Origin of the sequence: Amycolatopsis sp. La24 (assembly GCF_029087445.1) — a bacterium.
GTDB lineage: Bacteria > Actinomycetota > Actinomycetes > Mycobacteriales > Pseudonocardiaceae > Amycolatopsis > Amycolatopsis nivea.
In genome coordinates, this window is sequence record NZ_JARACH010000022.1 from 58245 (window position 1) to 77166 (window position 18922).

The following is an 18922-nucleotide window of genomic DNA, read 5'->3' on the forward strand; positions in this document are numbered from 1 at the left end:
CGGAGGGTGAGCACCCGCGTCTGACGCCTCCTTGACGCCGCGACCTGGGGGCGTTTACGCGATCTTGACGGCCGGTGACCCGGGCCACTGCGTCAAGCGCCATCCGGGTCAGCGGGGTCGCGTAACGGTCCGTAGTTGGTGGGTGACTTGCGGCACAGCTGGTAGCGGATCAAGGACAGAGAGTGCAATTCGGGCAGACAAGGTTCGGGGGTCCGTGTTACACCTGAGTAACCAATAGTTGTATCAACTAACTAACTAGGTTCAGGGAGGGCTCGTATGTGCGGAATCGCGGGCTGGGTTTCCTACGACACGGATCTCACGCGGCAGCAGGAGATCGCGGACGCGATGACCGAGACCATGGCCTGCCGAGGACCGGACGACCGCGGGACCTGGGTCCGCCGCTCGGTCGCTCTCGGTCACCGCCGGCTCGCCATCATCGACCTGCCGGGCGGACGCCAGCCGATGAGCGTCAAGACCCCGAACGGCGAGGTCGCGATGGTCTACAGCGGCGAGGCGTACAACTTCTCCGAACTTCGTGAAGAACTCACCAAACTGGGCCACCGCTGGGAGACCGACAGCGACACCGAGGTCGTGCTGCACGGGTACCTGCAGTGGGGCACCGAGGTCGTGGACCACCTCAACGGCATGTACGCGTTCGCGATCTGGGACGAGCGCGACCAGAAGCTCGTGATGATCCGCGACCGGATGGGCATCAAGCCGTTCTACTACTACCCCACCCGCGACGGCGTCCTGTTCGGCTCCGAGCCGAAGGCGATCCTGGCGAACCCGTTGGCGCGCAAGGCGGTCGACAGCGACGGCCTGCGCGAGCTGATGGGCTTCACGAAGCGGCCGGGCTGGTCGCTGTGGAAGGGCATGTACGAGGTCGACCCGGCCACCGTCGTGACGGTGACCCGGGAGGGCATCAACACCCGCACCTACTGGAAGCTCGACGCGAAGCAGCACACCGACGACCAGGAGACGACGGTCGAGCGCGTGCGCGAGCTGATGACCGACATCGTCCACCGGCAGCTGGTCGCCGACGTCCCGCGCTGCGTGCTGCTGTCCGGCGGCCTCGACTCGAGCGCGGTCACCGGTCTCGCCGCCGCGCGGCTGGCCGAGGAAGGCGAGCAGCTGCGCACCTTCTCGGTCGACTTCTTCGGGCAGGAGGAGAACTTCCAGCCCGACGAAATGCGCGACACCCCCGACTCGCCCTACATCCGCGACGTCGCCAAGCTCGTCGGTTCCGCGCACCAGGACGTGATGCTGAACCCGGCCGACCTGAGCGACCCCGAGGTGCGCCGCAAGGTGCTGCGCGCCCGCGACATCCCGACGGGTCTCGGCGACATGGACACGTCGTTGTACCTGCTGTTCAAGGCGATCCGGGCGGAGTCGACGGTCGCGCTGTCCGGCGAATCGGCCGACGAGGTGTTCGGCGGGTACCGCTGGTTCCACGACGAGGCCGCGGTGAAGGCGGACACGTTCCCGTGGCTGGCGTTCCGCAACAGCCTGATGGACGAGCGTGCTTCGCTGCTCGAACCGGGCCTCGCCGCGAAGCTCGACCTGGATTCCTACATCGACGACCAGTACCGCACCGCGGTGTCCCAAGTGGACTTGCTGGACGGCGAATCCGAGAGGGAATCGCGGATGCGGGTCATCTGCAACCTCCACCTGACCCGGTTCGTGCGGCAGCTGCTCGACCGCAAGGACCGCATGTCGATGGCGGTGGGCCTGGAAGTCCGCGTGCCGTTCTGCGACCACCGGCTCGTCGAGTACGTCTACAACACGCCGTGGTCGCTCAAGACCTACGACGGCCGGGAAAAGAGCCTGCTGCGGCACGCGACGAAGCACGTGCTGCCCGCGTCGGTGCGGGACCGGGTGAAGAGCCCGTATCCGTCCACTCAGGACCCGGGGTACGCGATCGCGCTGCAGGAGCAGGTCAAGGAAGCCTTGGCGCAGAAGGACAACCCGCTGTTCCAGATGGTCAGCCGAGAATGGCTGCAGCAGTCGGCGGCGACGGACCCGGCGGCGATCAGCCAGGCCCAGCGGGTCGGCATGGACCGGGCGCTGGACCTGCACCACTGGTTCGACATGTACTCGCCGGAGCTGGAACTCAACTGACCTCCTGCCCGACCGGCGAGCGCCCCAATGCCGCATTGGGTGCATGTGACGCACCCAATGCGGCATTGGTTGCGTTCAGCGCACCCAATGCGGCATTGGGGCTTTCTCAGTAGCGCTGTGTGCGGTGGGTTCGCGGCAGCGGCGCTTGCCAGGGCGCTGCGGGCACCGGCCGATGACACGCGCCGGGGTGCTCCTCCCGCTGAGGTCCGTGAAGGACTCATTGGGGGAACCTGATTCCCTCAATGAGCCCTTCACGGACCTCGCCAGCCGGCCGCGCGCGAGAAACCCCCGCGAGTGCAGTGCATGAAGCTGCCCCTGGCCGGTGCGAACGTCCGTGAGGGCCACCCCGAGGGAATCTGATTCCCTCAGGGTGGCCCTCACGGACATCGAATCGCGCGGCGGGTGGCGGCGGTTGGGGCGGGAATTCCGGCGCCCGCCGGAAAAACCCCAGCGGCCGCTCGCAGGACCGAGCCGAGCAGTCAGAAGTCCAGGTGTGCGTCGATCTCCGTGCCGCGCACGTCCAGTTCCGCGCCTGCTCCGCTCAGCAGTCGCTGGGCCGCCGCGTTGTCCACAGTGGTCGTCGCGACGAACTTCGCCGCTCCGCCGTCGCGGGCCGCGTCCAGCAGGACCGCGGTCACCTTGCGGCCGATTCCGCGGCCGCGCGCCGAGCGGCCGAGCCACACTCCGGCCTCGACCTCCAGCGCGGCCCGTCCGGACACCGGGCGCAGGCGGGCGGCTCCGCAGACCCGGCCGTCGACTTCCACGACCCACGTCGTCTCGATGGCGGTGTCCGGATTGAGCGATCGCCGGCGGTGGAACGCGAGAAACGCTTCGCGGCGGGCTTCGGTCCACCCGGCGGGACCTTCCACCGGCGGCATGACCTCGGTCGGTTCGGCGTCGGCCACCGCGGCTTCCAGAAGCCGCTCCAGCCCCTGCTCGTCGAGCGGGATCAGCACGATCTCGGATTCTCCGGATCCAGGCACGCCCCGCAGCTTGGCACGCGAAGCCGTCCCGCGCTACCCGATCGGCCCAGTCGTTACCAGGGAACCGGCTTGCCGAAACGGTCGAGGAACCGCAAGCCCGGCTCGCCTGCCTGCGCTTCCAGCACATCGACGACCGCGGGCACGCTTTCCTCCGGCAGCAACGGCGCGTCCGGACCGCCGAGCCGCGTCCGGTTGTGGCCCGGGTCGATGAGCAGTTTGGTGCGCCCGTCGCCCTCGTGGCGAGTGGCGTAGCTGCGCATGAGCTGGTTGAGCGCGGCCTTGCTCGCCTTGTACAGCTCGTATCCGGGTTCGACGTTCATCGAGACGCTGCCCTGCTCCGACGACATCACCGCGACCGTGCCACCCGGCGCGACCAACCCATGCAGTCCTTCGAGGACTCTCAACGGGCTCAATGCATTGGTGATCATCACTTCCGCGAACATCTCGACGGGCACTTCGCTGATCGGCAGATTCCCGCGGTCGATCGCCGCGTTCACGAAGAGCAGATCGAGCGGGCCGTCCACTCTCTCGCACAACGCGGTTATCTGTGCGTCGTCGGTCATCTCCAACTGCTCGGTCCGCATTCCTTCCCGCGGCACCGATCCGTCGCGGGTCGTCGCGATGACCTCCCACCCGCGCCGGTCCAACTCGGTGACCAGCACCAATCCCAAGCCCCGCGAAGCCCCGACCACCACTGCCCGGCGTGCTGCCATGACCCCTCCTTTGTCTAGACGCAACGTCACGTCTAGACAGTAGCACGGTAAGGTGCCCGGTATGCCCGCAGTCAATTCCCAGCCCCGCAGGGCACGCTCCGGCAACCGGCGCGACGAGGCCGCTCGCCTGGCGGTGCTCCACGCCGCCGACGACCTGCTCGTCGAGCACGGCTTCGGCGGGCTGACCGTCGAAGCGATCGCGCGCCGGGCCGGCGTCGCGAAGCAGACGATCTACCGCTGGTGGCCGTCGAAGGTCGAAATCCTGCTGGACACGCTGATCGAGGACAGCGAGAAACGCCTGCCGGTGCCGACGGAACTGCCGACGGCCGACAGCATCCGGGCGTACCTGCGCGACTTCGCGCACTTCCTCGCCGAAGACCCGGCGGGCAAGTGCCTGCTCACCCTGCTGGCCGAAGCGCAGCACGATGTGGGCACTGCGGCTCGCTTTCACGAGCGTTACCTGGAGCCGCGGCAGATCGCGGAGCGCGAGATGCTGACGCTGGCTGCCGAAGCGGGCGAGGTTTCTCCCGTGCTGGATCCGGAGGCCACAATGGACGCTCTGCTGGGGCCGATTGTCTACTGTGCACTCACCGGGGCGGCGGTACCGGCAGATCTGGTGGATACGTTGGTGGAGAAGCTGCTTCGCCCGCGAGCTTGACCTACCGGCGCACCTCGGCGACCCGCACCGGACGGTTCTCCTTCCGCGAGACCTCGCACGCCTCCGCGATGTAGAACGCCTCCAACGCATCCGCCGCTCCCGCAGGCGACGGGATTCGCCCGGCGGCAACATCCAGGAATGCCCGCAGTTCAGCGGCATAAGCCGTCCGGAAGCGTTCCATAAAGCCCGGATACGCCGGTCCCGGCAACGGTTCGACGCCTGGCTCCACCGACCGCAGCGGTGCCTGGTCGTCCAGGCCCACCACGGCATTTCCGAGCGACCCGAGGGCCTCGAAACGCACGTCGTAGCCCGCGCCGTTGTAGCGCGTCAGCGAGACCGTCGCGAGAGTTCCGTCGTCGAGAGTCAGCGCGACCGCTGCGGTGTCGACGTCTCCGGCGTCCGTGAAGAACTGCTCGCCTTTGTTGCGCCCCACGGCAAACACCTCCTCGACCTCCCGGCCGGTCACCCATCGGAGGATGTCGAAGTCGTGCACCCCGCAGTCCCGGAACAGACCGCCGGAATGCGCGATATACGCGGCGGGCGGCGGCGCGGGGTCCAAAGTGGTCGCCCGGACACTGTGCAGCCAGCCCAGTTCGCCGCTCTCCACCGCGGCCCGCGCGGCCTGATAGCCCGCGTCGAACCGGCGCTGGAAGCCGATCTGCACCGGGACGTCCGAGTCCGCGATCCGGTCGATCACCGCGAGCGTGCCCGGGATGTCCGCGGCCACCGGCTTTTCGCAGAACACCGGTACCCGCGCGTCGACCGCCTGGATGATCAATTCCGGATGCGCGTCCGTGGCCGCCGCGATGACCAGGCCGTCGAGACCAGCCCGGAACAGCGCGTCGATTCCGTCGGCCGCCTCGACATCGAGCCGAGCGGCGACCGACTGGGCGCGCGCGGGATCCACGTCCGCGACGACCACCGACGTGACCTCGTCGAATCCCGCGAGCGTTTCCGCGTGCGCGGCGCCGATCCGGCCGGCTCCTGCCAGTCCCACCCTCATCGCTGCGCCTCTCCTCAGTTGGGTCCCGTGGTCTCCCGCACGACCAGGGACGGATGAAGCAGATGCCGCACCGGTTCAGTGCGTTCACCGCGGATGCGCTCCAGGAGCGCGTCGAAAGCCAGCCGCGCCATTTCCGCGCGTGGCTGGTCCACTGTGGTCAGTGAAATATGCCGAAGGGAAGCCAAGGACGTGTTGTCGTAGCCGACCACCGAAACGTCACCCGGCACCCGTAACCCGTGTTCCTCGAGCGCCGAGATCGCGCCGACCGCGTTGAAGTCGTTGCCCGCCACCAGTGCGGTCGGGGTCGGAGAGCACGAGGACAGCAATTCCTGCACGGCTTTCTCGCCCGCGGTGTCGGTGTGTTCGCTGCGCACCACGATCGGCTCCAGCCCGTGCGCCCGCATCGCCTGCCGGAACCCTCGCCGCCGGGCCGCGGCACCGGCCGCTCCCCCGCCGTCGAGATGCGCGATCCGCCGATGTCCCAACTGGACCAGATGCTCGACCGCCAGCGCGGCACCAGCCTCGCCGTCGTCGTTCACCGTATCCACAGTGGACAGCCGAGAAGTCCGTGACACCAACACTACCGGGCACTGCCGTGCCGCGGCCTCGATCGCAGCGGCCGGAACCACCGGCGACAACAGCACGACGCCAGCCGGGCGGAACGACAGAAGACTGCGCAACGCCGCGCCTTCCCGGGAGGGCATCCGCCCGCCGGTGTTGAGGATCAGGTCGAAACCGGCCGCTTGCGCCGCCGCGTCCAGCCCTTCCACCACGTCGGCGAAGAAGGCGTTGCGCAGGTCGTTCACCATCACGCCGAGCACCGTCGACGTCCTGCTCGCCAGCGACCGCGCCATCACGTGCGGCGAATAACCCAGCTCCTCGGCCGCTTTCACGACCGCCGCGCGCCGCTGCGCCGACACGTTCGGCGCGTTGCGCATCACGAGCGACACCAAGGCCCGCGAGACCCCGGCTCGCGCGGCGACGTCCTCCATGGTGGGCTTCCCCATTTCGAAAACCTCCCCGGAGAAGCGCTTGACGCGACGGGTCGGACGCTACAAGATTAGAGCGCTCTAATCAAGAGCGTGTCCCCCGACCGGAGAGGGATCCATGACCGCGAAGATCCGCGTCGCCGCCGCCCCGATCTCGTGGGGAGTCTGCGAGGTTCCCGGCTGGGGCCGCGTGCTCGACGCCCCGGCGGTGCTCGGCGAAATGGCCGAATTGGGCGTCACCGCAACAGAACTGGGTCCACCCGGCTATCTGCCGCGTGAACCAGCCGAGTTGAAGAAGCTTCTGGAAAGCCATCGGCTCGACCTCGTCGGCGGCTTCCTGGCGGTGCCGCTACACGAGAACCCGGACGCGGCTGTTGCCGAAGCCGAAGATTCAGCCGCGCTCTTCGCGGCTTGCGGCGGCGGAATGCTCGTCCTCGCCGCGGCAACCGGCCTCGACGGCTACGACGAACGGCCCACCCTCACCGACGCCGAATGGTCCACTTTGGTCCGCACGGCGGGCAAGATCCGCGACATAGCGGCAAAACACGGCCTGGAAACCGTTCTGCACCCGCATGTCGGCACGCACGTGGAAACCGAGGCCGAGGTGGAACGCTTCCTCGCCGATTCGGACCTTCCGCTCTGCCTGGACACCGGCCACCTGCTGATCGGCGGCACCGACCCGGTCGCGCTCGCCCAGCGGCATCCCCAGCGGATCGGGCACCTGCATCTCAAGGACGTCCGCGGCGAGCTGGCGAACGCCGTCCGGGCAGGCGAGCTCCCGTACGCCGAAGCCGTCGGCAAGGGCCTCTACGTGCCGCTCGGCGAGGGCGACGTCGACATCGAAGCCATGGTCCGTTCCGTCACGGAAGCGGGCTACGACGGCTGGTACGTCCTGGAGCAGGACACCGCGCTGAGCGACGACAGCCCGGTGGACCGCCCTGGCCGCGACGTCGCGGCCAGCCTTTCGTACCTGCGCACCATCACCGGCTGACGTTGGAAAACAAGCGAGGAGAGACAACGATGTCCCATCGCTGGGAGCGCGCACGGCGCTCCGGCCGCGCGGTGGCGGGCCTGCTGGCCGCGGGCTTGCTGCTGGCGGCGTGCACCGGTCCGGCCGCCGAACCGAAGACGACCGCGCCCGCCGCCGCGCCGACGCCGTCCGGGCCGCTGAAGGTCTCGGTGATCACGCACGGCACCGCGGGCGACGCGTTCTGGAACGTGGTGAAGAACGGTGCCGAACAAGCGGGCAAAGACCTTGGCGTACAAGTGGAATACACCTCGGACGGTGATCCGGGCGCGCAGGCGAAGCTGATCGACAACGCGGTCGCGCAGCAAACCGGCGGGCTCGTGGTGTCGATGGCGAACCCCGAGGCGCTGCGTCCGTCCATTGAGGCCGCGGTGCGCGCGGGGATCCCGGTCATCACCATCAACTCCGGCGAGGACAAAAGCGCGGCGTACGGCGCGCTCACCCACGTCGGGCAGAACGAGTCGATCGCGGGTGAAGAAGCCGGGAAGAAGTTCAAGGAACTCGGCAAGCACAAGCTGTTGTGCGTGATCCACGAGGCCGGGAACGTCGGGCAGGCGCAACGCTGCGACGGCGCGAAGACTGGGTTCGCCGGCACCGTGCAGACGCTGCAGGTGGACATCTCCAACCCGACCGACGCCGAGTCCCGCATCCGCGGCGCGGTCCAGACCGATTCCTCGATCGACGCGGTCCTCACGCTGAACTCGCAGGTCGCCGCCCGTGCGGTGAGCGCGATCAAGTCGGTGAACTCGAAGGCGCAGGTCGCCACGTTCGACCTCAACTCCGACGTGGTGGCCGCGATCAAGGCGGGCGACGTGCTCTTCGCGGTCGACCAGCAGCAATACGAACAGGGCTATCTCCCGGTGCAGTTCCTGAAGCTGTACCGGGACAACGCGAACGTCGTCGGCGGCGGCAAACCGGTGCTCACCGGACCCGACCTGGTCGACAAATCCACAGTGGACAAGGTCGGCCAGTACGTGCAAAGGGGCACCCGATGACGACCCTCGACGAACGGCTGGAGAAGCCGCGGCTGACCGACCGGCTGGTGATCCGCCCGGAAATCGGCGCGCTGCTCGGCGCGGTCGTGGTCTTCCTGTTCTTCACCTTCGCCTCTGACAAGTTCTTCAGCGCGAGCGGAGCCGCGACCTGGCTGGACGACGCGGCGACGCTGGGCATCATGGCGGTGGCGGTGTCACTGCTGATGGTCGGCGGCGAGTTCGACCTATCGGCGGGCGTGATGACCGCGTCCACCTCGCTGGTCACCGCGATCCTCGCCACCCAAGCGGGCTGGAACGTGTGGCTCGCGCTGCTCGTCTCGCTGGTCTTCGCGCTGGCGGTCGGCGCGTTCAACGGCTGGCTGGTGATGAAAACCGGACTGCCGAGCTTCATCGTCACCCTCGGCACTTTTCTTGCCCTGCAAGGGTTGAACCTCGGCGTCACCCGGCTGGTGACCGGCACCGTGCAGGTCTCCGGCATGCGCTCGACCGACGGCTACGCGTCCGCCGGTTTCGTCTTCGCCTCCACTGTGGACGTCGGCGGCACGCCGTTCCAGATCTCCATCGTCTGGTGGCTCGGCGCGATCGCGGTGGCCGCGTGGCTGCTGGTCCGGACGCGCTTCGGCAACTGGATCTTCGCGGTCGGCGGTTCCGCCACGAGCGCCCGCTCGGTCGGCGTTCCCGTGGTGCGCACGAAAATCCTGCTGTTCATGGGCACCGCGCTGGCCGGCTGGCTGGTCGGGTCGATCAACATCCTGCGGTTCGCGAGCGTCCAGGCGAATCAGGGCATCGGGCTGGAATTCCAGTACATCATCGCCGCGGTGATCGGCGGCTGCCTGCTGACCGGCGGGTTCGGCTCGGCCGTCGGCGCGGCGATCGGCGCGCTGATCTTCGGCATGGCGCGCCAGGGAATCGTGTTCGCCGGGTGGGACAACGACTGGTTCATGCTGTTCCTCGGGATCATGCTGCTGGCGGCGGTCCTGGTCAACAACGCTCTGCGGCGGCGTGCGGAAAGGGTCCGGCGATGAACGCTCTCCTCGAAGTCAAGGACGTCGGCAAGCGGTACGGCACTGTGGTCGCGCTGCGCGAAGTGTCCACTGTGGTCAACGCGGGCGAGGTCACCTGCGTGCTGGGCGACAACGGCGCGGGAAAGTCCACTTTGATCAAGATCCTCGCCGGGGTGCACCAGCACGACGAAGGCGAGTTCCTCGTCGAAGGCGCACCGGTGCGGTTCGCCTCGCCGCGGGAAGCGCTAGACCGCGGGATCGCCACGGTGTACCAGGACCTCGCGGTGGTGCCGTTGATGAGCGTGTGGCGCAATTTCTTCCTCGGCTCCGAGCCGACCGTCGGGTTCGGCCCGTTCCGCGCCCTGGACCGGCGCAAAGGCCGGGAGCTGACCAAGAAGGCCCTCGCCGACCTCGGCATCGACCTGCGCGACGTCGAGCAGCCAGTCGGCACGCTGTCCGGCGGCGAACGGCAGTGCGTCGCGATCGCCCGGGCCATCCACTTCGGCGCGAAGGTGCTGATCCTGGACGAGCCGACGGCCGCGCTGGGCGTGAAGCAGGCCGGGGTGGTGCTGAAGTACGTGGCCCAGGCCCGCGACCGAGGCCTGGGCGTCGTCCTGATCACGCACAATCCGCACCACGCGTACCCGGTAGCCGACCGCTTCCTGCTGCTCAAACGCGGCACGGCGCTCGGGTCTTACGAGAAGTCGGAGATCGAGCTGCCCGAGCTGACGCGGCAGATGGCCGGTGGCGCGGAATTGGAGGCGCTGGAACACGAGCTGCGGCAATAGCTCACGAGACCGCTTTCTCCAGCCACGGCCGCACCACCGGCAGCACCGCGGCCGCCTGCATCGCGCTCATGTGGTCCAGGCCGTCGAGCACCTCGACGGTCCACCCGCGCGCCTCCAGTTCGGCGCGCTCGCGCAGCAGCGGCCCGGCGATGTCGACGGTTACCCCGCCCCACCGTTCGCTGTACACGATCCGGTCCTCCGAACCCGCGAAGCACAACCGTGGGCAGGACAGCTCGATCGCCCGGTCGTCGAAATCCCGCAATGCCTCATAAAGCGTCACGAACTGCTTCGTCTGCCCGGTGGACAACGTGACGTCCACCGAATCCCAGTCCCCCGGCTCGCCTTTGGTTTCAGCAGTAGGCCCGGCGAGCGCCATCTCGTGCGTCGCCCGCGTCACCGCGAGCATGGCCGCATACGGCCCGTCCAGCGGCGGATACCCGCCCATCACCAGCGCGTCCAGCCGATCCGTCCGCAAGGCCAGCTGCAACCCGGAAAGCGCCAGCCACGAATACCCGTAATAGGAGAACCGCGCCGCCCCGACCGCATCTGCCACGGCGAGGAAGTCCGCCGCGACCGCGTCCGGCGTCAGCTCGGCCGGATGCGCCATCCGGTGCCCCTGGTAGTCGAAGGCCACCACCCGGAACCCGGCGAATCCCTCGATCAGCGAACGGCCCAGCTCCGGATCGGCGCCCCACTGCCGGGCCGCCTCGGCCTCCGGTCCTTCCGCCGGCCGGGGGTCGACCGGGAGCAGCAGCACCGGCCCGTCCCCGTGCACCTGCGCTTCGATCCGCGTTCCGTCGTGCAGAGTCGCTTCAGCCATCTCATCTCTTTACGTCGTAAAGTATCGCCGGACGCGAGGGTACTATACGACGTAAAGAGATGTCGAATCAGTGGGTGACGGCCGGCGACGCGGCGTCGGAGACCAGCTTGCGCGGGGCTCCGGTGCCGTCTGCGGGCACCGACCACACGGCGTTGTCCAGTCCGTAGAGGATCGTGTGGTCGTCCTGCCAGAGCGCCTGGTCGTCGACGCTGCGGGTTTCGGCGAGCGCGGTCTCCCGCATCGTCTTGAGGTCGAGCACGGACAGTCGCCAGACGCCCTCGCCGACCTTCTTCTTGAACGCGATCCGCGTCTCGTCCGGCGACAGCGACGGGCATTCCACGTTTTCCCGCAGCGCTTTACCGCGGTAAGTGTCGTAGTCGCCTTCGATCAGGTACGTCTTGCCCTTGGTGCCCAGTGTCGAGTAGAACCGCTTGCCGTCCTTGCTGAACGTGATGCCCCAGTAGTTGACGTCCGAGGAGAAGTACCGCTTCCCGTCGACCAGGACCGGCAGCTCCTCGATCGTCTTCTCCAGTTCGCCGTTGTCCAGCTGGTAAATCCCGGCGCGCGTCGAAAACCCGGTGGCGGCATAGGAATCGCCGGTGACGAACACCGTCCAGTACACCCGCTTGCCGTCCGGCGAAACGCGCGCGCGACTCGGGGTACCCGGCAGGTAATCCTTGTGCGTAGTGGCGAAATTCCGGTCGAGGATGCTGAAATCGCTGACCGCGGGCAACGTGCCGGGTCGCACGGCAAGGCACATCCCCGTCGACGCGGACACGGCGAACCGGTCGCACTTCAGATCGCTGAACTTCGGCGCGACACCAGGATTCGCGAGCGGAACAACGCCGACGTTGCCCGTTTTAGTGCTGCGAAAGAACAACTGCCCCGGGGCGAGCGAAAGGTGCTCCACCTTCGCGGGCTCGGCCGGGCTGGGCCGCGCGGCAACGGTGTAAACCACCGCGGCAGCGGCGAGCACCACAGTTCCGACAACGGCGAGAAGAACCTTTTTCATTTGCGCACCGGCCTTGCGAAAGCGGCGCCGAGCGCCACGACAGCGAGCGCTCCGGCCGCCACGAGAACTGCGGGCTGCAGATCCCACAACGTCCAGGCGAGTCCGAAGAGGACTGACGAAAGCATCCGGGCGGCAGCCTGTCCAGTTTGGACCACCGCGAGCCCGGTCGCCCGGAGGTCAGCGGGAACCAACGGTCCGGCCGCGGCCATGAGCACCCCGTCGGTAGCCGCGTAGAACACACCGTGCAGGCCCAACGCAAGCGCCGCGAGCCAGAACCCGGACACCGGCCCGCACAACGCGATCAGCGCGGCGACGAGCGCGACGTGCCCGCCGAGGAACACCGGCCAGCGCCCGATCCGGTCGGCCAGCTTGCCCAGCGGGACCGCCAGCACCAGGTACACCCCGGCGGTGCCGAGCGGCAGCAACGGGAAGAACGTCGCCGCGACGTCCCAGCGCCGCTGAAGCACCAGGTACACAAAGGAATCGCCGAGCGTCACGAACCCCAGCAGCGCCGCCCAGATCGCGACGCGGCGGAAGCCCCGCTCGCGCAACAGCCCGAACGCCGCCCGCACGGACACTGCGGCCCGGTCGGCGATTTCCTGCTTGTGGTCGCGGACGAACAACACCAGCAGCATGACCGCGATCCCCGCGATGCAGAAGCTGGTGAAGAACACCGACGTGTAGCTGCCGAGGCTCAGCGCGAGCACGGCCATCGCGACGAGCGGGCCGAGGAACGCGCCGACGGTGTCCATCGCGCGGTGCACGCCGAACGACCGGCCGAGCGTGTCGGGCTCGCTGCTGAGCGAGATCAACGCGTCGCGCGGGGCCGTGCGCAGCCCCTTGCCGGTGCGGTCGGCGGCGAGCACCACGCCGATCGCCGCGACCGACGAACCGGCCGCGACGAGGCCGAGCTTGCACACCGCGGACAAGCCGTAGCCGAACCCGGCGACCGCCTTGAGCCGCCGCCACCGGTCGGCGAGATGCCCGCCGAGCACGCGGACCACGGCGGTGGCTCCCGCGTAAAGCCCGTCGAGCAGGCCGAACTGCAGCGGGTTCAGCCCGAGGCCGAGCACCAGATACAGCGGGAGCACCGCGGTCACCATCTCCGAGGAGATGTCGGTGACCAGGCTGACCGCGCCGAGTGCGACGACGTTCGCCGACACCCGGCGCAGGCCGGCCTTCCGGTCGGTGCCCGCCGCGACGTCCGAACTACGGCTTGTCGCGATGTACATGACCGGCCCCTAGTTGTGGCAGGTGTAGGTCGGGCTGCTGTCCTGGACCTTGCCGTCGAGACCGATCAGCTGCTCGGAGAAGGTGTTGTCGGTCATCGTCAGCTTCAGCACGCCGAAGGTGTCCTTCAGCAGCTTCGCCGTGGTCGGGTGCGCGGAGTGGACCGGGTACGGGTTCGCCCCGCCCATGCCGCCGATGATCTCGACCGGGCCGGCCGGGTTCGCCTTGCCGCTCGCGTCCTGCGGCACGAACCGCTCGTAGTGGTGGTCGTGGCCGTTGAGGATCAGGTCGACCTTGTTCTGCGCGAACAGGTCCCACAGCTGCTTGGAACCGCGCTGGTCGCCGTGGTCGCCCGAGCTCCACCGCGGGTGGTGGTAGTACGCCGCGACGCAGCCCTTGGTGTTCTTCGCCAGGTCCTGCTTGATCCAGTTCATCTGGTCGGTGTCCTTGAGCTCGCCGCCGTCCTTGTCGTCGACGAAGCCGTTGGAGTCGAGGGCGATGAAGTGCCAGTTGCCCATTTCCCAGCTGTAGTACCGCTTCCCGTTCGGCGTGGCGATCTTGCCGAAGTACTGCTCGTAGGCCTCGAACGGCTTGTTGTCGTCGTAGGTCTCGTGGTTGCCCGGGATCGGGTGCGTGATGCTCTTGAACTTGCCCCAGGTCTTGTCGTAGTAGTCCTTGAAGTTCTGGAGCGTCAGACCGGTGTCCTCGGCGTCGTACTGGTTGTCGCCCATGGTGATCACCGCGGCGGGGTTCATCGACTGGACGAGCTTCGCGGTCTTCGGGTGGATGCAGCTTGAGCTGCTGGCGGTGCACTGTTCGGCGATGTCGCCGGCCGCGGCGAGGACGAACGTGTTGCCCGCGGTCCCCGGCTTGGTGTGCACCTTGACCGCGCTGCTGGCCGGCGACGCGTTGCCGGCGGCGTCCTTGGCGCGGACGGTGTAGGTGTAGTCGGTGTCCGGCGAGAGGCCGTTGTCGGTGTAGGACGTGCTCGCGCTGGTGGCGACGGACTTGCCGTCCCGCAGCACTTCGTACCCGCTGACGCCGACGTTGTCCGTCGCAGCGGCCCAGGTCAGCCCGACGCTGTTCGAGCCGATCTCGCCCGCGGCGAGGTTCGACGGAGCGGTGGGCGCCTGGGTGTCACCGGACGAGTCCGGCGTGCCGTACGCCTGAAGCTCCCACAGGGAGTAGCCGTACTTCGTGGCGCGCTCAGTGCCGACGAAGCGCAGGAACCGGCCGTGCCCGGACAACCCGGTGAGGTCGTCGGTACCGCCGTCGCCGCTGGTGATCGTCGCGATCGACTTGAAGTTCTCGCCGTCGTCGGAGATCTCGATGCGGTACTTCTTGGCGTACGCCGCTTCCCAGTTCAGCTTCACCCGGTGGATCGTGGCGGCCTGGCCGAGATCGACGCGCAGCCACTGCGCGTCGGCGCTGACCGCACTGGCCCAGCGGGTCTTGAGATTCCCGTCGACGGCGTTCTCGCCGCTCAACGTGGACGTCTCGAGCGTGGACGTGCTGACGGGTTTTCCTTGGGACAGCAGCACATCGGCGGCAGCGGCGCTGGCATCGCGCGCGGGCGAGACCGCGGCGGGCAGCAGCACCACCGCGGCCGCCGGCAAGGCGAACCGGGCGAGACTTCGGACACGGGACGAGGACACGTCGCACTCCTTCGGGCCGGACGGGAACAGGGCGGCGGCGTTACGGTTCTGCGGCGTCTCGTTGCGTTAAGAAAGTTTCCTAACTAAAACGGCAGAGTAGCGGGCCCGGTTTCCCCCGACAAGCCCGGAACGCACGTGAAACGATCAAGACCGCCCGATCAGCGGAACACCCGCGCCCGTCCGGGGAAGTGCCGTGAAGGACTCCTTGCGGGACGCAAATCTGGAGGAAACCCGCCCGCTGCGCCGCCTGCGCATCGCATGCCGCCGAGCCTGCCGTGAGGGCCACCCTCATTGACTCTGATTCCCCCTGCCAGGAACTTAAGGCGAGGTTGCGGGTGCGGTTGAGGCGTGGCTGCCCGGGCCCGTGTGACCCCGGTGAACGTACGTGAGGGGAACCCTCAGGGAATCAGATTCCCTCAGGGTGGCCCTCACGTACGTTCGCCTCGCCCGGCGCGTCCTGTGCGCCGGGCAGCGGGGCGACGCGGCTTAAGTTCCTGGCATTGACTCTGATTCCCTCAGGGTGGCCCTCACGGCCCTCCCGCACGCCGTGAAGGAGCCCCTCACGTACCTAGATTCCCTCAATGAGCCCTTCACGGACCTCAGTGCTGGAGCAGCCGCCGCACTTCCTGCACCGCGGCGCGTCCGGCCCGGTTCGCCCCCACCGTGCTCGCCGAAGGCCCGTACCCGACCAGATGCAACCGCGGTTCCGCGACCACGCGAGTCCCGTCCATCCGGATCCCTCCGCCGGGAGTCCGCAGATGCAGCGGAGCCAGGTGGTCGATCGAAGCCCGGAACCCGGTCGCCCACAGGATCATGTCCGCGGGCTCGAAACTGCCGTCCTCCCAGACGACGCCGTCGGCGACCAAGCGCGAGAACATCGGCCGCCGGTCCAGATATCCCGCCGCCCGGCCCGCGAGCACCTGCGGCGTCACCGGCAGGTCCGTCACGCTCACGACGCTCTCCGGCGGCAGCCCGGCCCGCACCCGCTGGTCGACCTTCGCCACCGCCATCCGTCCCCAGTCCTCGCTGAACTCCTCCTCGCGCCACACCGGCGGACGCCGCGTCACCCACACCGTCGAACGGGCGACCGGACCGATCTCCATCAGCAACTGCACCGCCGACGTCCCGCCGCCCACGACCACCACGCGCCGGCCGCGAAATTCCTCCGCGCCGCGGTAGTCCGCCGTGTGCAGCTGCCGTCCGGCGAAGGTGCCGGGATAACGCGGCCAGAACGGCCGGTCCCACGTCCCGGTCGCGCTGATCACCGCGCGCGCCGCCCACGTCTCCGCAGGCGATTCGACCACCAGCCGCTCCCCCGCGCGCCGCACCGCGGTCACGTCGACCGGGCGATGCACCGGCAGGTCATACGTCTTCTCGAAGCGCCCGAAGCACTCCGACACAGCCTCGCTCGCCGGGCGCGCCGGATCCGGGGTCCCGAACGCTATGCCCGGCAGGTCGTGGACCCCGTGCACCTTCCCGACCACCAGCGACGGCCACCGGTACTGCCACGCCCCGCCCGCGCGTTTGCCGTGGTCGAGCACAACGAACCCGCGTTCGTTCGCGAACCCGGCCCGGCGCAGGTGATACGCCGCCGACAAGCCGGCCTGCCCGGCCCCGATCACCACGACGTCGGTCTCGTGATCCGCAGTGCTCATACAACGTTCAACAATTGCCCGCGCCCGGTATTTCCGGCTCAGACCGCGACCCGGTTCCGGCCGCCGTCTTTTGCCCGGTACAGCGCGGCGTCGGCCGACCGGAGCACCTCGTCGAGCGTGTTGCCCGCCTGCGGATAACACGCGACCCCGACGGACACGGAGAGTCCGCTGATCCGCAGCGGACCTCCCACCGCGACGGTCAGCTCCCCCACCGCGACCCGCACCCGTTCGGCGATCCCGAGCACGTCGGTGCCGCCGGTCGCGGGCAGCAGGACCACGAATTCCTCGCCGCCGAACCGGCCGACGGTGTCGCTTTGCCGCACCGAAGCCTCGATCGCCACGGCCACCGCGGCCAGCACCTCGTCGCCGGTGAGGTGCCCGTACGTGTCGTTGATGCGCTTGAAGTGATCGAGATCGATCATCAGCACGGCGAACCCGCTGCCGGTCCCGCGCCGCCGGGCCCGGGTGAATTCCCGGGTCGCCAGCTCGTGCCAGCCCGCGGTGTTGAGCAGCCCGGTCTTCTCGTCGGTCACGACCGCCACCTGCAACTGCTGCTTCAGCAGGAGATAGCGGTGCAGCAACAGCAACGGCGGCAGCACGAACACCACCAGCACCGGCTGATGGACGAACGCCAGCGCAGCGAGCCCGCCGAGACACAGCGTCGCGAGCTCGAAGGCGTTGTCCTCCCAGGTGCCGATGAGGTCGGCGGGCGAGCGGCTGTTCGTGTACAGGTAGATGCCCGTCGCTACGAGCACGACGTTCACCAGTTCAAAGGCGGCTGCTGCCAGTACGAGCGCGAGGACGCCGTACGCGGTGTCGAGCCGTGCTTGATCCAGACCGCCGATGGTCAACACCGCAGATGCCGCGAAGCACGACAGCATCGCCCACGCGGTACTGGCCGCGAAGCGATGTGCGGGCCGCGTACGCACATGTCGCCACACTCGCAGCCACAGATGCAGGTACAGCACCAACGCCAGCAACGCGACCCACGCCGGCGGAAGCAGGAACGCGCCGGCGAGGTACCAGACGGACGTGACGTTGATGTGCGTCTGGCCGCTCATCCACCGTCGCAGCCGCTCGATCCGGCGCGACATCTCGGCCTGCGCGATGCCCAACCCGACGAGGACGCCGAACGAACTGAACTGCACCGGCCCGCCGAACCCGGTCGCGAGGCCCGTCGCCGTGAGAGCCACGGCGAGGGCCTCGCACGCCATCGCGTAGCCGATCCATCGCCGCCGCGCGACCGCCCACATCGCCCAGCGCGGCGGCCAGCCTCTCCAGGACGTCACCGCGCCGCGCACCCCGATGGGGACAGGTGCCTGGGTCACGGGCGCCCCCACGCGAAATTCGGCCTACGGAAGTTGCCCAGGGTAGCGGGTCCGCTCCGCAGCTAGCCGAACCGAGCGAAAACTCCTTCGCGAACTGCCCACCGGGCACGCTCTGGGTAGAGCGGGCGGGCAACTTCCGGGCTGGGTCAGCGGCGGCGCAGCTTCCGCACGATGGCCAGCACGATCAGCAGCACGACCGCGCCCGCGGCCACCGGAGCCAGCCGCTTCGCGACGGACTGGCCCGCGTAGTCGAGCAGGTCGATCGCCTCGGTCTCGCCGGTCGAACCGCCCGCCGGAACGCTCCGCAGATGCGGTTTCTCGTCAGCGACCGGCTCGGCCGCGGGCTTTTCCGCAGGCTTCTCTTCGGCCTTCTCCTCCGGCTTCGCCGCAGGCGCCTCTTCGGCGGGGGTCTCCAGCGACGCCGCGAGGTTCCCCGCGAAGGTGTCGAGGATCTTGCCGCCCACCTCGGAGATCAGGCCGCGCCCGAACTGCGCCGGACGTCCGGTGATCGCCAGGTCGGTGGCCACCGCGCCATGCGTGCCGCCGTCGCGCTCGGTGAGCGTGAGGGTGACCGTCGCGGCCGCCGTTCCGCCGCCGCGGGAGTCCTTGCCGGACGCCTTGATGACGACCTTGCGCGCCGCCTCGTCCTTCTCCAGGAACTCGCCGGTTCCCTTGTACAGCAGCGAAATCGGCCCCAGCTTGACCTTCACCGTGCCCGCGAAGGTGTCCCCCTCCACCTTGGTGAGCGAGGCGCCCGGCATGCACGGGGCGACGCGCTCCGGGTCGATGACGGCCTGCCAGACCTCCCCGATCGGGGCGGGGACGGTGAATTCGTGGTCGAGCCGCACGGGCCGACCTCCTCTCCTGCACACTGCTTCGAGCCGTTGCCGTCCACCTTACGGCCGTCTCCCGCGAAGCGGTCCGTGAAGGACTCCTTGGGGGAA

The 18922-nt window shown here is 68.6% G+C and carries 17 protein-coding genes; 6 read left to right on the plus strand and 11 right to left on the minus strand.

Going from position 1 to position 18922, the window contains the following annotated elements; all coding sequences use genetic code 11:
- Positions 1–276 precede the first annotated feature (276 nt).
- Positions 277–2118, plus strand: coding sequence for an asparagine synthase (glutamine-hydrolyzing) (gene asnB / locus PUT80_RS21740; RefSeq protein WP_275293276.1), 1842 nt, complete (start codon positions 277–279; stop codon positions 2116–2118).
- 479 nt (positions 2119–2597) lie between these two features.
- Here asnB and PUT80_RS21745 read toward each other — a convergent pair whose 3' ends face one another.
- On the minus strand, positions 2598–3101 hold the full coding sequence (locus tag PUT80_RS21745) for a GNAT family N-acetyltransferase (protein WP_037810212.1): 504 nt from the start codon (positions 3099–3101) through the stop codon (positions 2598–2600).
- 53 nt (positions 3102–3154) lie between these two features.
- Positions 3155–3814 carry an SDR family NAD(P)-dependent oxidoreductase gene (locus tag PUT80_RS21750; RefSeq protein WP_275293277.1) on the minus strand — a complete coding sequence of 220 codons (660 nt, stop codon included), beginning with the start codon at positions 3812–3814 and terminating at the stop codon, positions 3155–3157.
- 61 nt (positions 3815–3875) lie between these two features.
- Between PUT80_RS21750 and PUT80_RS21755 the strand changes: the two genes are divergently transcribed.
- Positions 3876–4472 (plus strand): TetR/AcrR family transcriptional regulator, encoded by a 597-nt coding sequence (locus PUT80_RS21755; protein ID WP_275293278.1) that lies wholly within the window; start codon positions 3876–3878, stop codon positions 4470–4472.
- Position 4473: 1 nt separating this feature from the next.
- Here PUT80_RS21755 and PUT80_RS21760 read toward each other — a convergent pair whose 3' ends face one another.
- Positions 4474–5475: a Gfo/Idh/MocA family oxidoreductase gene (locus PUT80_RS21760; protein ID WP_275293279.1), complete on the minus strand. Its 1002-nt coding sequence runs from the start codon at positions 5473–5475 to the stop codon at positions 4474–4476.
- Positions 5476–5489: 14 nt separating this feature from the next.
- Positions 5490–6482, minus strand: coding sequence for a LacI family DNA-binding transcriptional regulator (locus PUT80_RS21765; protein WP_275293280.1), 993 nt, complete (start codon positions 6480–6482; stop codon positions 5490–5492).
- 100 nt (positions 6483–6582) lie between these two features.
- Here PUT80_RS21765 and PUT80_RS21770 point away from each other — a divergent pair, with 100 nt between their 5' ends.
- From PUT80_RS21770 to PUT80_RS21785, 4 genes are read left to right on the plus strand one after another with little or no spacing between them, the layout of a single operon-like run.
- Positions 6583–7455 (plus strand): sugar phosphate isomerase/epimerase, encoded by an 873-nt coding sequence (locus PUT80_RS21770; RefSeq protein WP_275293281.1) that lies wholly within the window; start codon positions 6583–6585, stop codon positions 7453–7455.
- A gap of 29 nt (positions 7456–7484) precedes the next feature.
- Positions 7485–8486: a sugar ABC transporter substrate-binding protein gene (locus tag PUT80_RS21775; RefSeq protein ID WP_037810206.1), complete on the plus strand. Its 1002-nt coding sequence runs from the start codon at positions 7485–7487 to the stop codon at positions 8484–8486.
- Positions 8483–9511, plus strand: coding sequence for an ABC transporter permease (locus PUT80_RS21780; protein ID WP_037810205.1), 1029 nt, complete (start codon positions 8483–8485; stop codon positions 9509–9511). The genes PUT80_RS21775 and PUT80_RS21780 overlap by 4 nt, the downstream gene beginning before the upstream one ends.
- The gene (locus PUT80_RS21785) at positions 9508–10278 is read left to right on the plus strand and encodes an ATP-binding cassette domain-containing protein (RefSeq protein WP_037810204.1); all 771 of its coding nucleotides are present in this window, start codon (positions 9508–9510) and stop codon (positions 10276–10278) included. The genes PUT80_RS21780 and PUT80_RS21785 overlap by 4 nt, the downstream gene beginning before the upstream one ends.
- A 1-nt stretch (position 10279) precedes the next feature.
- Here PUT80_RS21785 and PUT80_RS21790 read toward each other — a convergent pair whose 3' ends face one another.
- The 7 genes from PUT80_RS21790 to PUT80_RS21820 form a co-directional block, all read right to left on the minus strand.
- A complete protein-coding gene (locus tag PUT80_RS21790; protein ID WP_037810202.1) occupies positions 10280–11098 on the minus strand; it encodes an alpha/beta hydrolase in 819 nt (272 codons plus the stop codon).
- 67 nt (positions 11099–11165) lie between these two features.
- Entirely contained in the window at positions 11166–12110 is a 945-nt protein-coding gene (locus PUT80_RS21795) for a hypothetical protein (RefSeq protein ID WP_275293282.1), read from the minus strand.
- Positions 12107–13342: an MFS transporter gene (locus PUT80_RS21800; protein WP_037810198.1), complete on the minus strand. Its 1236-nt coding sequence runs from the start codon at positions 13340–13342 to the stop codon at positions 12107–12109. The genes PUT80_RS21795 and PUT80_RS21800 overlap by 4 nt, the downstream gene beginning before the upstream one ends.
- Positions 13343–13351: 9 nt before the next feature.
- Positions 13352–14995: a discoidin domain-containing protein gene (locus PUT80_RS21805; RefSeq protein ID WP_275293283.1), complete on the minus strand. Its 1644-nt coding sequence runs from the start codon at positions 14993–14995 to the stop codon at positions 13352–13354.
- Between the two features lie 599 nt (positions 14996–15594).
- Positions 15595–16650, minus strand: a complete 1056-nt coding sequence (locus PUT80_RS21810) for an NAD(P)-binding domain-containing protein (RefSeq protein WP_275293284.1) — start codon at positions 16648–16650, stop codon at positions 15595–15597.
- Between the two features lie 38 nt (positions 16651–16688).
- Entirely contained in the window at positions 16689–17903 is a 1215-nt protein-coding gene (locus PUT80_RS21815) for a GGDEF domain-containing protein (protein WP_037810195.1), read from the minus strand.
- Positions 17904–18124: 221 nt separating this feature from the next.
- The gene (locus PUT80_RS21820; RefSeq protein ID WP_037810194.1) at positions 18125–18826 is read right to left on the minus strand and encodes an SRPBCC family protein; all 702 of its coding nucleotides are present in this window, start codon (positions 18824–18826) and stop codon (positions 18125–18127) included.
- Positions 18827–18922 lie beyond the last annotated feature (96 nt).

What these genes read in the sequence shown, in the direction of transcription:
- asnB (WP_275293276.1), top strand. Translation starts at nt 277, where the DNA reads ATGTGCGGAATCGCGGGCTGGGTTTCCTACGACACGGATCTCACGCGG.
- PUT80_RS21750 (WP_275293277.1), bottom strand. Translation starts at nt 3,814, where the DNA reads ATGGCAGCACGCCGGGCAGTGGTGGTCGGGGCTTCGCGGGGCTTGGGA.
- PUT80_RS21755 (WP_275293278.1), top strand. Translation starts at nt 3,876, where the DNA reads ATGCCCGCAGTCAATTCCCAGCCCCGCAGGGCACGCTCCGGCAACCGG.
- PUT80_RS21760 (WP_275293279.1), bottom strand. Translation starts at nt 5,475, where the DNA reads ATGAGGGTGGGACTGGCAGGAGCCGGCCGGATCGGCGCCGCGCACGCG.
- PUT80_RS21765 (WP_275293280.1), bottom strand. Translation starts at nt 6,482, where the DNA reads ATGGGGAAGCCCACCATGGAGGACGTCGCCGCGCGAGCCGGGGTCTCG.
- PUT80_RS21770 (WP_275293281.1), top strand. Translation starts at nt 6,583, where the DNA reads ATGACCGCGAAGATCCGCGTCGCCGCCGCCCCGATCTCGTGGGGAGTC.
- PUT80_RS21775 (WP_037810206.1), top strand. Translation starts at nt 7,485, where the DNA reads ATGTCCCATCGCTGGGAGCGCGCACGGCGCTCCGGCCGCGCGGTGGCG.
- PUT80_RS21780 (WP_037810205.1), top strand. Translation starts at nt 8,483, where the DNA reads ATGACGACCCTCGACGAACGGCTGGAGAAGCCGCGGCTGACCGACCGG.
- PUT80_RS21785 (WP_037810204.1), top strand. Translation starts at nt 9,508, where the DNA reads ATGAACGCTCTCCTCGAAGTCAAGGACGTCGGCAAGCGGTACGGCACT.
- PUT80_RS21790 (WP_037810202.1), bottom strand. Translation starts at nt 11,098, where the DNA reads ATGGCTGAAGCGACTCTGCACGACGGAACGCGGATCGAAGCGCAGGTG.
- PUT80_RS21795 (WP_275293282.1), bottom strand. Translation starts at nt 12,110, where the DNA reads ATGAAAAAGGTTCTTCTCGCCGTTGTCGGAACTGTGGTGCTCGCCGCT.
- PUT80_RS21800 (WP_037810198.1), bottom strand. Translation starts at nt 13,342, where the DNA reads ATGTACATCGCGACAAGCCGTAGTTCGGACGTCGCGGCGGGCACCGAC.
- PUT80_RS21810 (WP_275293284.1), bottom strand. Translation starts at nt 16,650, where the DNA reads ATGAGCACTGCGGATCACGAGACCGACGTCGTGGTGATCGGGGCCGGG.
- PUT80_RS21815 (WP_037810195.1), bottom strand. Translation starts at nt 17,903, where the DNA reads ATGTGGGCGGTCGCGCGGCGGCGATGGATCGGCTACGCGATGGCGTGC.